This window comes from Phycicoccus sp. CSK15P-2, assembly GCF_016888005.1.
Lineage (GTDB): Bacteria > Actinomycetota > Actinomycetes > Actinomycetales > Dermatophilaceae > Phycicoccus.
In genome coordinates, this window is record NZ_JAFDVE010000014.1 from 56281 (window position 1) to 69785 (window position 13505).

A 13505-nucleotide genomic window follows, 5' to 3' on the forward strand; every position below is an offset into this window, starting at 1 on the left:
GTGAGCGGATACGTGCACGCCGCGCGGTCGAGCACGGCGCCGGCGTCGATCCGGCCGTCGCGTACGACGACGGCCGCGAGGAGCCAGTGGCCGAGGACGACGACGGTGAGGGCCGCGACCCGGAGGAGGTCGACGACCCGCGCTCCGGTCGGCGCTCTGACTCTTCGTGCTAGATTTTGGCCGTGCAGTCAGATAACAGGCCAGATGGACAGAAACGGCTGTCCTTCATCGAGGAGGCCCGCCGCGCCCAGATCGTGGTCAGCGCCCAGGAGGTCCTCGCGCAGCTCGGCTACGCCAACACCTCGCTGGCGCGCATCGCCGAAAGCGCCGGCATCAGCAAGGGCGTGATCTCCTACCACTTCGCGGGCAAGAACGAGCTGATGGAACAGGTCGTCGAGAAGATCTACCGCGAGATCACCACGTTCGTGCTGGCGAGGACCGAGCAGGAGGCCACCGCTGCCGGTGCGCTGCGGACGACGATCCTCTCGGTCGCCGAGTTCATGCAGGATCACCGCGCCCAGCTGCTCGCGCTCGGAGAGGTCCAGAGCAACCTCCGCACGCCCGACGGCGCCCGGCGCTACGGCATGGCCTTCAACGAGCCGATCTACCACGGCCGGGAGGAGCTGTTGCGCCGCGGCCAGGCCGACGGTGAGTTCCGCCCCTTCGACACCCGCGTGATGGCCGTCACCGTGCAGGCCGGCCTCGACGCGATGTTCGCCTACTGGGTGAGCTACCCGGACCACGACCTGCACGCGCACGCCGTCGAGCTCGCGGACATGTTCGACCTCGCCACCCGACGTGAACGTCCCGGAGAGGCGTAGACCGATGACCGTGGCCACCGACTCGACGACTGCGACGCGCACCGGTCCGCGGCTGCTGTACGTCGACAACCTGCGGACCGCACTGACGGTGCTCGTCGTCGTCCACCACGCCGCCGTCACGTACAGCACCATCCCGCGCTGGTTCTACCGGGAGGCCCCCACCGACGCCTCGGCCGCGGTCCTGGACTGCCTGCTCGTGCTCGACCAGGCGTTCTTCATGGGCGCCTTCTTCCTCGTCTCCGGCCTGTTCGTGCCCGGCTCGTACGACCGGAAGGGCGGCGGCCGCTTCCTCCGCGACCGGCTGCTCCGGCTGGGCGTGCCCCTGCTGGTCTGGCTGCTGGTCCTGCGGGCCGTGGTGACCGTCGGGCAGTACACGACCGCCCGGGACGACGCCGCCCAGCAGGGTGTCGACATGCCCTACTGGCAGTACTACCTCGGCGACTGGAACCTGGGGCCGATGTGGTTCGTCTGGGTGCTGTTCGCGTTCAGCGCGCTGTACGCACTCTGGCGGCAGATGTTCGCCGGCGGGGAGGGCCGGACCCCGGCGACCGGACGGGCCCTGGGTGCCGCCCCGGTCATCGGGTTCGTCCTCGGGCTGTCCCTGCTGACCTACCTGTGGCGGATCGCGGTGCCGATGGGCCTCGGCATCACCGTCATGCCCACCCCCGGTTACCTGCCCCAGTACGCGGCGCTCTTCGTCGTCGGGGTGCTGGCCCCCCGGCGGGGCTGGCTGGAAGGGCTCCCCAGGACGGCTGCCCGGACCGGGCTCGCGGTCGCCGTCGTCGCGGCGGTCGCGCTGATCCTGGTCATCGCCGCCTCCGGGGACGCCTACGGCGGTGACGGCACCTGGCAGTCCTTGGCCACGGCCACCTGTGAGTCGGCGCTGGCGGTGGGGGCCGTCATCGGCCTGCTGGTGCTCTTCCGCAGCCACCTCGGCGAGCAGGGGCGCTTGCGCAGGTTCCTCTCCGGCCACGCCTACACCGTCTACCTGATCCACCCGGTCGTGCTGGTCACCCTGGGCCTCGCCCTCGCCGGCGTGCAGGCGCCCGCCGTGGTCAAGTTCGTGCTCCTTGCCGTTCTCGGGCTGCCGCTCTGCTGGGCGCTGGCGTTGCCGGTCCGAGCGCTGCCGGGCGCCCGTCGGGTGCTCTGACCCGGGTGACTCACCTGGCAGTGAGGATGCCGGCCGCCGGTCTCGCGACGCGCTGAGCCTGCCGCTCGGGTCGCCCCCCGGACAGCCGCCGGGCCGCGCGGCAGGACGTGGAAAGATCAGTGACGTACAGCACAGTCACGTCACGAGGAGAGCATCGTGCCCATCGCAACGCCCGAGGTCTACGCCGACATGCTCGACCGGGCCAAGAACGGCTCGTTCGCCTACCCGGCCATCAACATCACGTCGAGCCAGACCGTCACGGCCGCGATCCGCGGCTTCGCGGAGGCCGGCTCCGACGGCATCATCCAGGTCTCCACCGGCGGTGGCGAGTACGCCTCCGGCTCGACGATCAAGGACATGGTCACCGGCGCGAAGGCGCTCGCCGCGTACGCCGAGGAGGTCGCCAAGAACTACCCGGTGAACATCGCGCTGCACACCGACCACTGCCCGAAGGACAAGCTCGACGCGTTCGTCCGTCCGCTGCTCGCCGCGTCGGCCGAGCGGGTCGAGGCCGGCGGCCTGCCCATCTTCCAGTCGCACATGTGGGACGGCTCGGCCGTACCGCTCGACGAGAACCTCCAGATCGCCGAGGAGCTCCTCGCGCAGTGTGCCGCGGCGAAGGTGATCCTCGAGATCGAGGTCGGCGTCGTCGGCGGCGAGGAGGACGGCGTCGAGAACGAGATCAACGAGAAGCTCTACTCCACGCCTGAGGACGCCATCGCCACGGTCAAGGCGCTCGGTGGCGGCGAGAAGGGCTACTACATGACCGCTCTCACCTTCGGGAACGTCCACGGCGTCTACAAGCCGGGCAACGTCAAGCTGCGCCCCGAGGTCCTCAAGGCCGCCCAGGAGGCCGCCGCGAAGGAGCTCGGCCTCGGTGCCGACGCCAAGCCGTTCCACCTGGTCTTCCACGGCGGCTCCGGCTCGCTGGCCGAGGAGATCTCGGCCGCGGTCGACTACGGCGTCGTCAAGATGAACGTCGACACCGACACCCAGTACGCCTTCACCCGGCCGGTCGCCGGCTACATGATGGAGAACTACGCGGGCGTCCTGAAGGTCGACGGCGAGGTCGGCAACAAGAAGCAGTACGACCCGCGCGCGTGGGGCAAGGTGGCCGAGGCCGCGATGGCCCAGCGCGTCGTCGAGGCCTGCGAGAACCTCCGCTCGGCGGGTACGCACCCCGCCTGACGCCCACCGGCCCGCCCGGACGTACGAGACCCCGGGGTGGTCATCGGATGACTCCGATGCCGCCCCGGGGTCTCGCCGTGCCGGGCTGACGACCGGCGCCGTGAGCCGGTCGTCGGCTGGCCGGTCAGTGGCCCGCGGTGTGCTCGTTGACGGCTCGACGCAGCAACGCGAGGTTGGTGTTGGCGCGGTTCGCGGCGACGTAGATGAACGTCGAGCGGTTGTCCATCACCTTGATGAGGTGGAGCTGGTCGCTGAGCGTGAGGAGCATGTCCTCGAGCTCGGAGTTCAGGTGGAGGGCCTCCATCGTCTTGAACTTGCCCTTGACCATCTCGCTGTTGTAAGCGCTCGCGACGTCGAGGTCGAAGTCGGGGACGCTGGTCCGGGACGCCAGCGACATGCCGGAGTCCAGGTCGACGATCGACGCGCCGACGAAGCCGGTGACGTCGTTCTGGATGCCTTCGAGGATCTTGCTGTAGTCGGCCATTTCTCTCCTTGGTGGTCGAGCGTCTGCTCGAGGTGGGTGTTCCTGAGGGTGGTGCTGGTCGTGCTCTTCGGTTTTTCCCTGCGAGTCTGTGACGGGTTCCGCCGGGTCAGGGTGCTCCGGCGGTCGGGCGGGTGTGTCCTCGGTGACGTCCTCCGATGGGTCGGTGGGTGTCTCCTCGGTGGCGGGGCCGGGTCGGAGTGGGACGAGAGCGGGCAGGTCGCTGGGCGTCACCCCGGCGTCGGCCGTGGTGACGGTCCACCCCAGCGCCCGCAGCCACTTGCTCATCGCCGGTCGGCACTCAGGCGCTCGTGGATACGGGTAGCGGTCTGACGGAGCTGGACGAGCAGCAGGCCGAGCTGGATGCCCTCGGCGTACGCGCCGAGGACGAAGTTGCCGAGCCCGGGCAGCCGGACGGCCACGAGGACGGTGTGGTCGTCGCCGGACGAGATCTGGACGGTGGCGTTGTCCATGCCCCGGTCGTCCATGACCTTGCGGTGGGCCGCCGCGACGCTGAACACCGAGCTCGTCAGCGCGGACAGGCGACCCACGTCGTTGTCTCGGACCCCGAGGGTGCACACGTTGAGGCCGTCCGAGGTGCAGAAGAGCAGCGCCTTGATGTGCGAGGAGTGCTCGGCGAACTCGGTGAGCACCGGCTGGACGAACAGACCGAGGCTGCGGGACAGGATGTCCCAGTCCTGGGCGATGTGCTCCTCGATGCCGTTGATCGCGTCGTCCGACCCCGAGTGCGACCCGAGGGAGGTCCCCGGGTGCTGCTGGGTCATCAGGAGCTCACTTCGGCACCGACTCGCGGGCCGACCGCGGCGTCGATGGCGCGCTGGACGCTCTCGCGGTCGCGGGGGTCCGCGGCCACGAGGGGGATGCCCGGCGCGTACCGGTCGAGCAGCTCCCGGTAGTCCTCGAGCGCGGGGTGGTCCCCCGGCTCGTCGAGTCGCGTCACCGCGACGGTGATCCGGTCGTAGACGCCCTTGTCCTTGGCGCCGAGGTAACGAAGCCACTCGTCGGCCTCGTCGATGGCGTAGTCGTTCTGGCCGAAGAGCCACAGCACGAGACGCAGCTTCTGGGAGACGGCGGTCGACCGGACCATCTCGAAACGGACCTGTCCCGGTGTGCCATAGACGGCGACCTTCGCGCCACCGTCGTCCCGGTGCCACTCGCCGTAGTCGATACCGACCGTCGTCGTGCGCTTGCGGTCGACGCTCCCGTCCTTGTTCTTGCTGCGGCGCGGTGGCGCCCGCCGGACGTCGGTGTCGGCGACCTCGACGTCCGAGACGGCCCGTACGGCGGTCGTCTTGCCGACCCCGAGGGGTCCGCAGAAGACCACACGTTCCTGTTGACCGGTACCGACTACCGGCTTGAGTCGGCCCACGGCGACCGCCCCTTTCCCGACATGATGAAATTGCGCTTCTCAAAAAGTAAAGGATGAGTAAAGATCATGAAAGGCCTCGACGCGAGTTCGTCCAAACAGACGAGGGTCCTCACCTCGACGGCCCAGGTGGCATACCCGGACGATCATGCCCCATCTGCTCGTCTACCGTGACGGAATGAGTTCCGCCGACCTTCTCGGGATCCCGCCCACCCATCTCCCCGACGACCCGGCCGCGAGCCTGCTGGATGCCGGCGTGGCCCCGGACGAGGTCGCCGCGGCCCATCCGGCGTCCTCGCTCGCCTGGGCCGTGCTCGCCGAGGACGCCTTGGCCGACGACCGGGTCGTGGAGGCCTATGCGTACGCCCGGACCGGGTACCACCGGGGTCTGGACGCCCTCCGCCGCAGCGGGTGGCGGGGGCAGGGGCCGGTGCCGTGGGAGCACGTCCCGAACCAGGGCTTCCTCCGCGCGCTGGCCGCGCTCTCCCGCGCGGCGGGGCTCGTCGGGGAGGAGGACGAGCGCCACCGGTGCGCGGAGTTCCTCCGGGCGTCGAGTGCGACGGGGGCGCGCGAGCTGGGTCTGTGAGCCGCAGGAGGGTGCTCGCGGCGGCTCTCCGACGACGGCGCGGTCGCACGGGCATGGCGAGGGGCCCGGGCGGTGAGCCCGGGCCCCTCTGCAGCCGAGGCAGACCACCAGCTGTGTGGCGCGCTTCCCTCTCGCCAAGAAACGCGCGTCCGATGGTCCCCTGCGACCTCGACCGCAGGGCCCATCGTGCAATGCCGGATGAGGACCGTGCGACACTTGGATGCCAATGGCAGTAAATGGCCAGAGCGACGACCAGGCATGACGGGAGATTGTCCGGTGGATCAACGGTCACCCGATGACGACGGCGCCCTCCTCGTCCTCGAGGAGCACCTGCGCCGCGAGCACGCGCGCCTCGAGGACCGGCGCCGCGAGCTCGAGGCGGCACGGGCGCTCATCGCCCGGGTCACGAGCCGTTCGCTCGGCGCCCGGGACTCGACGAGCGAGCAGATCCCCGAGACCATCGCCCCGTCGGTGGTCAACCAGCTCCTCACCGAGAGCTCGGGGATGGTGCGCAACTTCGTGCTCACCGTCGACGAGGGCCCGGCGCTCGACGAGTCGACGATGCGGGCGAACCGGGCACGCATCGAACGCGGGGACGCCCAGCGTGCGGTGTACCCCGCCGACGTCCTCACGACCTCGCGCGGGCAGCGATGGCTCGCCATCTGGGCCGAGGCCGGCGAGGACCAGCGCATCGTGCCGGCGACGAGCACGGAGTTCGCGGTCTTCGGCGACAGCGCCGTCATCGCCCTTGCCGGGTGGGACGACCTCGGGTCCGGCTACGTGGTCCTGCGCGACCCGCTCGTCGTGCGGCTGTACACCTCGTACTTCGACCTCGCCTGGAAGAGCGGAGTGCCCGCTCCCACGGTCGAGAACGAGGGCAGCAACGACCCGCGTCTCGTCGAGCTGCTCGAGCTCGGCCTCAAGGACGAGTCGATCGCCCGCCACCTCGGGGTGAGCCTGCGCACGGTGCGCCGCCGGGTGGCGCGGCTCATGGCGGTCAACGGCGTCGACACCCGCTTCCAGCTCGGCTGGGTGCTCGCGAGCCGACGGCAGTGACCACCCCCTGCCCGGCCAGGGAGGACGCCCCGACGGCGCGGTACGGTTGACCCCGACGAGGCCCTGGCGCGTCCCGCGGCAGGGCCTCCGCCACGCCGTTCGGAAGGAGCCCGGGGATGCCGGCGATCGTGCTGGTCGGAGCCCAGTGGGGCGACGAGGGCAAGGGCAAGGCCACCGACCTCATGGGCGAGGACGTCGACTACGTCGTCAAGTTCAACGGAGGCAACAACGCGGGCCACACCGTCGTCGTCCAGGGCGAGGACGGCAGCCTCCAGAAGTACGCGCTGCACCTGCTGCCCTCCGGGATCCTCACCCCGTCGGTCACGCCCGTCATCGGCAACGGCGTCGTCGTCGACCTCGCCGTGCTCTTCGAGGAGCTCGACGGCCTCGAGGCCCGCGGCGTCGACACCTCCAAGCTCGTCGTGTCGGCGAACGCGCACGTCATCGCGCCGTACAACCGCACCCTCGACAAGGTCACCGAGCGGTTCCTCGGCAAGCGGAAGATCGGGACGACGGGGCGCGGCATCGGGCCCACGTACGCGGACAAGATGAACCGGGTGGGGGTGCGCGTCCAGGACCTCTTCGACGAGGGGATCCTGCGCCAGAAGGTGGAGGCCGCGCTCGGCCTCAAGAACCAGGTGCTCGTGAAGATCTACAACACCCGTGCGGTCGACGTCGACCTCGTCGTCGAGGAGCTGCTCGGGTACGCCGAGCGGCTGCGCCCGACGGTCGCGGACACCTCGCTCCTGCTCGAGAAGGCGCTCGACGACGGCGCCAACGTCCTCCTCGAGGCCGGGCAGGCGACGCTGCTCGACGTCGACCACGGCACCTACCCGTTCGTCACGTCGTCCTCGGCGACGGCCGGTGGCGCGTGCACCGGGTCGGGCATCCCGCCGACGCGGGTGTCGCGGGTCATCGCCGTTCTCAAGGCGTACACGACGCGCGTCGGCGAGGGGCCGTTCCCCACCGAGCTGCACGACGACGACGGCGAGACGCTGCGCAAGACCGGCGCCGAGTACGGGACCACCACCGGCCGGCCGCGTCGCTGCGGATGGATGGACACCGTCATCGGGCGGTACGCCACGCGGGTCAACGGCGTCACCGACTTCGTCGTCACCAAGCTCGACGTCCTCACCGGGTTCGAGAAGGTGCCCGTGTGCGTCGCCTACGAGGTCGACGGCGTGCGGCACGACGAGATGCCGGTCGGCCAGAGCGACTTCCACCACGCCGTGCCGGTGTACGAGATGCTCGACGGCTGGTGGGAGGACATCTCCGGGTGCCGCGAGTTCGACGAGCTCCCGGAGGCCGCGCGGCGGTACGTGCTGCGCGTCGAGGAGCTCGTCGGGGCGCGCGTCTCGGCCATCGGCGTCGGCCCCGGCCGGCACGAGATCGTCCAGCGCCACCCCCTCCTGGACTGAACCTCTTTCTCGCCTGGTGCCACAACCTCCGGTCGGGCACCGGAAGCTTCGGGGTGCGTGAACGAACCTTCCGGCATCAGGCGAGAAAGCGGCGACGAAGGCCGGGGGTCAGGCGGGGCGGAGGACGTGCATCCGGTGCGCCGCCCGGGTGAGGACGACGTAGAGCACGCGCACCCCGCCCGGTGACTCCTCGGTGATGGCGTCCGGGTCGACGACCACCGTCGCGTCCCATTCCAGCCCCTTGGTCGACAACGGGTCGACCACCTGCACCCGGCCGTCCCCGAGGCCGTCGAGGTCGGCGAGCCGGTCGGCCCAGCGCCGTGGCGTGACCACCGCGACCGAGCCGTCGACCTCGTGCAGCACCGTGTCGAGGGCTTCGCGCACCCCGGCGGTCAGCGACCCCTCGACGACGCGGTCGACCGGACGGACACCGGTCTCGCGCACGGCCTCCGGGATGTCGGCGTCCGGCACGAGAGGCAGGACGACGTCACGGGCGTGGTCGAAGATCTCCCGGGCGTTGCGGTAGTTGGTGTCCATGTGGAACGCCCTGCGCTCGAGCCCGGCGAACGCCTCCTCCCGAGCGCGGGAGGCCTCGACGAGGTCGGGCCAGGATGCCTGCGCGGCGTCGCCGACGACGGTCCACGAGGCCGAGCGGCCGCGCCGGGCCACCATCCGCCACTGCATGGGGGAGAGGTCCTGGGCCTCGTCGACGAGGACGTGGGCGTAGCCGGACGCGCGCTCGACGCGCCCCGCGAGGAGCCGCTCGCGGGCGTCCGCCGGCGTGACGACCGCCCGCGTCTCGGTGCGCGCCACCCGGCCCAGCCCGGCGCGCACGTCCTGGACGCCGTAGGCCGCGAGGTCGTCGAGCTCCTCGATGTCGTAGAACCCCGCGTCCTCGCGCTCGGGCTCCTGGACCGGGCCGAGCCGGGCCAGGAGGTCGTCGACGAGCGGCACGTCGGCGACCGACCACTCACCGCACCCGAGCGCGTCGCGCACCGACCCGGCGAGCGCCGCGGCCTCCTCGTGCCCGAGCACGCCGCGGGACACCGCGTAGGCGTGCTCGGTGTCGGCGAGCCCGAGCAACAGCTCGCGCGGGTCGAGCTGGCGCCACCACGACGCCATGAACTCGTCGACGTCCCGCGAGGAGTCGAAGGCGTCGAGGAAGTCGTCGCGCTCGCCCTGGCGGACCGCGCGCCACGCGGCCTCGGCCAGCCCGGCGCGGGCGGCGTCGACCGCGAGGTTGTGCTGGTGCCCGCGCAGGACCTCGGCGCGGACCCGCCGCAGGACCTCCTGGTCGAGCCGGACGGCGTGCCCGGAGACGAAGGCGCGGAAGGCCGTCGGAGCCCCGGCCGGCGGGCGCGCCACGAGCCGGGACAGCAGCCGCCGGATGCGCAGCGACCCCTTGACGGCGGCGACCTCCGGGCTGTCGAGGCGCACCGCGGTGAAGCCGTCGACGACGTCGCCGAGCGCGCGCAGCGCGACCGACTCCTCGCCGAGGCTCGGCAGCACCCGCTCGATGTACGCCGTGTAGGCGGCCGAGGGGCCGATGACGAGGATGCCGCCGTGCTCGAAGCGCCGCCGCTCGGCGTACAGGAGGTACGCGGCCCGGTGCAGCGCGACGACGGTCTTGCCGGTGCCCGGCCCGCCGGTGATCTCGGTGACGCCGCGCGAGGGCGCCCTGATGGCCTCGTCCTGGTGGGCCTGGATGGTCGCGACGATGTCGCGCATCCGCCGCCCGCGGGTGCGGGTCAGCGCCGCCATGAGCGCGCCGTCCCCGACGACGACGATGTCGTCCGGCGCCTGCGGCACCATGAGGTCGTCCTCGACGCCCACGACCTGCGACCCCCGACAGCGCAGCACCCGGCGCCGCACCACGCCCATCGGGTCCACCGGGGTGGCCCGGTAGAAGGCGGCGGCCGCAGGCGCCCGCCAGTCGACGACGAGCGGCTCGTAGTCGTCGTCGCGCACGCCCAGGCGGCCGATGTGCCGCACCTCGCGCTCGGCGGCCGTCGAGTCCTCCGTGCCGAGGTCCAGGCGGCCGAACACGAGCCCCTCGTACTGGGTGTCGATCATCGCCCGGCGCCGGGCGGCGGCGTAGACCAGGGCATCGCGCTCGAACAGGCCGGTGAGCTCCTCGTCGCGGACGTCGCCCGTCCGGTCGGTCCGGCCACGCGCGAGGCCGTCGGCCTCGACCGCGCCGGCACGCGCGGACGCCTTCTCGAGCTCGGTGTACACCCGGTCGACGTGCGCCTGCTCCGCGGCGACCTCGCGGTCGACGTCCGCCGACGCGTCGGGCGGACCCGGGGGTGGGGTGGTCACGGGGTGCGTTCTCCTCGGCGCGGGGCGCAGGTCACGAACGAACGAGTCTAGCCACCCCGGACGCCGCGTCACGGCGGGGTCGGACGGGCCGCTCGGCAGGTCACAGCACGGACACGACCTTTCCCGTGGCTCCTGACGTCGGGGCGCCGCGTCTGATAGACAGGAAAGCCCGACCGCGCTCTCGAGCACGGTGTGGTCGGTCCCCTCTGCATCAGGGAAGGCCACGTGGACGGCATCATCAGCTGGATCGACTACATCTCCGGACGCCCGGACGAGATCCTCGAGACGACGTGGGACCACGCGAAGATCACCCTGATCGTCGTCGTGTCCGCGACGGTCTTCTCGGTCCTCCTCGGCCTCTTCGTCCAGAGCCGGCCCACGCTGCGTGCGCTGTCGCTCAGCCTCGCGGGGATCTTCCTCACGATCCCGTCGCTCGCGCTCTTCGCGATCTTCATCCCCATCGTCGGCATCGGTAACGAGCCCGCCATCTACGCGCTGTTCCTCTACGCGATCCTCCCGATCCTGCGGAACACCGTGACCGGGCTGGACTCCGTGCCTTCGGCCGTCGTCGAGTCCGCCAAGGGCATGGGGATGAACACCACGCGCCAGCTGCTGCAGATCCGGATCCCGCTCGCCTGGCCGGTCATCATGGCCGGCGTGCGCATCTCGAGCCTGATCACCGTCGGCATCGCCGCCATCGCGGTCCTCGTCGGTGGCGACGGCCTGGGCACCTACATCCAGGGCGGTCTGACGCGTCTCGGCCTGCCGAACAGCCTCGAGTCGGTCTGGACGGGAACGGTCTTCACCGTCCTGCTGGGCCTCGTCCTCGACCTCGTGCTCGCCACGTTCCAACGCTTCACGACGACCAAGGGGCAGCGCCTGTGACGCCGGGACGGCCATGGCCCGCCCACCGGACCGCTCCGCCCGCACGGCCCTCCCGACCCGGGACCGAACGAGAGACAGACGTATGAGCGAGAACGCCGACACGACCCTCGAGCAGAACGAGTCCACGACCGGTGGCGCACCCTCCCCCGGGGACCGGCTGCGCAAGATCCGGCTCGAGGAGGTCGAGAAGCGCTACCCAGGGACCAAGCAGCCTGCTGTCGCCAGCCTGACCCTCGACGTCCACGAGGGCGAGATCCTGGTCCTCGTCGGCCCGTCCGGGTGCGGCAAGAGCACGACGCTGCGCCTCATCAACCGGATGATCGAGCCCACCGGGGGCAGGATCTTCCTCGACGACGAGGACGTCACGAAGGCCAACCCGGACAAGCTGCGGCGCCGCATCGGCTACGTCATCCAGCAGATCGGGCTGTTCCCGCACCAGACGATCGCGCAGAACATCGCGACGGTCCCGAAGATGCTCGGCTGGGACAAGAACAGGATCACCGGGCGCATCGACGAGCTGCTCTCCGTGGTCGGCCTCGACCCGGACACCTACCGCGGCCGCTACCCGAAGGAGCTCTCGGGCGGCCAGGCGCAGCGCGTCGGCGTCGCCCGCGCGCTCGGGGCCGACCCGGAGATCATGCTCATGGACGAGCCGTTCGGCGCGATCGACCCGATCACCCGCGACCGGCTGCAGAACGAGTTCCTGCGGGTGCAGGAGGACCTGCGCAAGACGATCGTCTTCGTCACCCACGACATCGACGAGGCGATCAAGATGGGGGACCGGATCGCGATCCTCGGCGAGCAGAGCGTCATCCGCCAGGTCGACACCCCGGAGCGGATCCTCGCCTTCCCGGTCGACGACTTCGTGCGGGACTTCATCGGCGAGGGCTCGACCCTCAAGGGCCTGCACTTCGAGACCGTCGACGAGCACGTGAAGCTCGAGCCCTACCCGACGATGCACGTCGGCGACACGCCCACCGACGCCGCGGCGCGGGCGAGCGAGGCCAACACGGACTGGATCCTGCTCCTCGACGAGCAGGACCACCCGATCCGGTGGGTGGCCGTCGGTGACCTCGAGCGCGGCGAGGCGGTGACCGCGGAGTCGGGCTCGGAGGTGGCGGCCAAGGTCTCGCTCGGCGCGACCCTCTTCGAGGCGCTGGAGCAGATGCTCATCAGCGAGGCCGCCGTCTCGCCCGTGGTGCGCGACGACGGCTCCTTCTACGGCGTCGTCCGGCTCACCCACCTCAACCGGGCCATCCGCCGCGCCCGGCTCGAGGCCCGGGAGCACTACGAGAGCCTGGAGGCCACCTCATGAGTGTCGCGACCACCGGCGCCCAGGGGCGCATCGGGTACGAGGGCCAGGACGCCGACAACCCCGACCTCCAGCCGGACAAGCGGCCGAGCGGCGACAACCCGCAGGAGGCCTCGTGGCTGCGTCGCGCGCGGGCCAACCACCTGGGACTCAAGACGGCGCCGCTCGGCATCGGCCTGCTCGCGCTCGTCGTCTTCCTCTACTACCGCAGCCTCGGGCTCGGCGACTCCGTCATCCAGCTCTCGTCTCCCCTGCAGTGGGACACCAAGCTGTGGCCGCAGACCGTGCAGCACCTGACGATCGCGTTCTGGTCCACGGTGCTCGTCGTGCTCGTCGCCATCCCGCTCGGCATCGCGCTCACGCGCCCACCGCTGCGCCGCTTCGGCCCGGCGATCGTCGCGGTCGCGAACTCCGGTCAGGCGCTGCCAGCGTACGGTCTGCTCATCATCTTCCTGTCGATCATGGGTCAGGGGCTCAACACCGTCGTCGTGGCGCTCGTGGTGTACGCGATCCTGCCCGTCCTGCGGAACACGATGGTCGGGCTCGACGGTGTCGACCGCAGCGTCATCGAGGCCGGCCGGGGCATGGGGATGACGCGCCGCCAGGTGCTCACCCGCATCGAGCTGCCGCTCGCCGTCCCGGTCATCCTCGCCGGTGTGCGGGTCGCGATGATCCTCAACATCGGCATGGCCACCCTGGCCTTCCTCATCGGCGGTGGCGGCCTCGGCGTGACCATCTCGACCGGCCTGAAGCTCCAGCAGGACCCCGTCCTCATCATCGGTGCCTCGATCGTCGCGATCGTCGCCCTCACCTTCGACTGGATCGGTGCGCTCGCCGAGACCTACCTGCGCCCCAAGGGCGTCTGAGCACCCGGCGCGCACCCGCGCACCCCGGCACGAGAA

13 protein-coding genes are annotated in these 13505 nt (G+C 71.0%); 9 read left to right on the top strand and 4 right to left on the bottom strand.

Annotated features, from left to right (window positions below; all coding sequences use genetic code 11):
• The first annotated feature begins 182 nt into the window (after window positions 1–182).
• From JQN72_RS09385 to fbaA, 3 genes are all read left to right on the top strand, one after another.
• Entirely contained in the window at window positions 183–821 is a 639-nt protein-coding gene (locus JQN72_RS09385; protein ID WP_204134919.1) for a TetR/AcrR family transcriptional regulator, read from the top strand.
• A 4-nt stretch (window positions 822–825) separates the two neighbouring features.
• Window positions 826–1971 carry an acyltransferase gene (locus JQN72_RS09390; protein WP_204134920.1) on the top strand — a complete coding sequence of 382 codons (1146 nt, stop codon included), beginning with the start codon at window positions 826–828 and terminating at the stop codon, window positions 1969–1971.
• A 156-nt stretch (window positions 1972–2127) separates the two neighbouring features.
• On the top strand, window positions 2128–3159 hold the full coding sequence (gene fbaA, locus JQN72_RS09395; RefSeq protein WP_204134921.1) for a class II fructose-bisphosphate aldolase: 1032 nt from the start codon (window positions 2128–2130) through the stop codon (window positions 3157–3159).
• 124 nt (window positions 3160–3283) lie between these two features.
• Here fbaA and JQN72_RS09400 read toward each other — a convergent pair whose 3' ends face one another.
• The 3 genes from JQN72_RS09400 to JQN72_RS09410 all read right to left on the bottom strand — a co-directional run bounded on the left by JQN72_RS09400 (window position 3284) and on the right by JQN72_RS09410 (window position 5030).
• The gene (locus JQN72_RS09400) at window positions 3284–3643 is read right to left on the bottom strand and encodes a hypothetical protein (RefSeq protein WP_204134922.1); all 360 of its coding nucleotides are present in this window, start codon (window positions 3641–3643) and stop codon (window positions 3284–3286) included.
• Window positions 3644–3924: 281 nt separating this feature from the next.
• Window positions 3925–4425, bottom strand: coding sequence for a hypothetical protein (locus JQN72_RS09405; protein WP_204134923.1), 501 nt, complete (start codon window positions 4423–4425; stop codon window positions 3925–3927).
• On the bottom strand, window positions 4425–5030 hold the full coding sequence (locus JQN72_RS09410; protein ID WP_204134924.1) for an ATP/GTP-binding protein: 606 nt from the start codon (window positions 5028–5030) through the stop codon (window positions 4425–4427). Before JQN72_RS09410 ends, JQN72_RS09405 begins: the two co-directional genes overlap by 1 nt.
• A gap of 175 nt (window positions 5031–5205) precedes the next feature.
• Here JQN72_RS09410 and JQN72_RS09415 point away from each other — a divergent pair, with 175 nt between their 5' ends.
• From JQN72_RS09415 to JQN72_RS09425, 3 genes are all read left to right on the top strand, one after another.
• Window positions 5206–5613, top strand: coding sequence for a DUF3151 domain-containing protein (locus JQN72_RS09415; protein ID WP_204134925.1), 408 nt, complete (start codon window positions 5206–5208; stop codon window positions 5611–5613).
• Between the two features lie 276 nt (window positions 5614–5889).
• Window positions 5890–6669 carry a helix-turn-helix domain-containing protein gene (locus JQN72_RS09420; protein WP_204134926.1) on the top strand — a complete coding sequence of 260 codons (780 nt, stop codon included), beginning with the start codon at window positions 5890–5892 and terminating at the stop codon, window positions 6667–6669.
• 116 nt (window positions 6670–6785) lie between these two features.
• Window positions 6786–8087, top strand: a complete 1302-nt coding sequence (locus JQN72_RS09425) for an adenylosuccinate synthase (RefSeq protein WP_204134927.1) — start codon at window positions 6786–6788, stop codon at window positions 8085–8087.
• A 108-nt stretch (window positions 8088–8195) separates the two neighbouring features.
• Here the strand turns inward: JQN72_RS09425 and JQN72_RS09430 are convergent, their stop codons facing one another.
• Window positions 8196–10406 carry a UvrD-helicase domain-containing protein gene (locus JQN72_RS09430; RefSeq protein WP_204134928.1) on the bottom strand — a complete coding sequence of 737 codons (2211 nt, stop codon included), beginning with the start codon at window positions 10404–10406 and terminating at the stop codon, window positions 8196–8198.
• A 225-nt stretch (window positions 10407–10631) separates the two neighbouring features.
• Between JQN72_RS09430 and JQN72_RS09435 the strand changes: the two genes are divergently transcribed.
• From JQN72_RS09435 to JQN72_RS09445, 3 genes are all read left to right on the top strand, one after another.
• A complete protein-coding gene (locus tag JQN72_RS09435) occupies window positions 10632–11291 on the top strand; it encodes an ABC transporter permease (protein ID WP_204134929.1) in 660 nt (219 codons plus the stop codon).
• 82 nt (window positions 11292–11373) lie between these two features.
• Window positions 11374–12606 (top strand): betaine/proline/choline family ABC transporter ATP-binding protein, encoded by a 1233-nt coding sequence (locus JQN72_RS09440; protein WP_204134930.1) that lies wholly within the window; start codon window positions 11374–11376, stop codon window positions 12604–12606.
• Window positions 12603–13469, top strand: coding sequence for an ABC transporter permease (locus tag JQN72_RS09445; protein WP_204134931.1), 867 nt, complete (start codon window positions 12603–12605; stop codon window positions 13467–13469). Before JQN72_RS09440 ends, JQN72_RS09445 begins: the two co-directional genes overlap by 4 nt.
• The last annotated feature ends 36 nt before the right edge of the window (window positions 13470–13505 follow it).

What these genes read in the sequence shown, in the direction of transcription:
- JQN72_RS09390 (WP_204134920.1), top strand. Translation starts at nt 826, where the DNA reads ATGACCGTGGCCACCGACTCGACGACTGCGACGCGCACCGGTCCGCGG.
- JQN72_RS09400 (WP_204134922.1), bottom strand. Translation starts at nt 3,643, where the DNA reads ATGGCCGACTACAGCAAGATCCTCGAAGGCATCCAGAACGACGTCACC.
- JQN72_RS09405 (WP_204134923.1), bottom strand. Translation starts at nt 4,425, where the DNA reads ATGACCCAGCAGCACCCGGGGACCTCCCTCGGGTCGCACTCGGGGTCG.
- JQN72_RS09415 (WP_204134925.1), top strand. Translation starts at nt 5,206, where the DNA reads ATGAGTTCCGCCGACCTTCTCGGGATCCCGCCCACCCATCTCCCCGAC.
- JQN72_RS09425 (WP_204134927.1), top strand. Translation starts at nt 6,786, where the DNA reads ATGCCGGCGATCGTGCTGGTCGGAGCCCAGTGGGGCGACGAGGGCAAG.
- JQN72_RS09440 (WP_204134930.1), top strand. Translation starts at nt 11,374, where the DNA reads ATGAGCGAGAACGCCGACACGACCCTCGAGCAGAACGAGTCCACGACC.
- JQN72_RS09445 (WP_204134931.1), top strand. Translation starts at nt 12,603, where the DNA reads ATGAGTGTCGCGACCACCGGCGCCCAGGGGCGCATCGGGTACGAGGGC.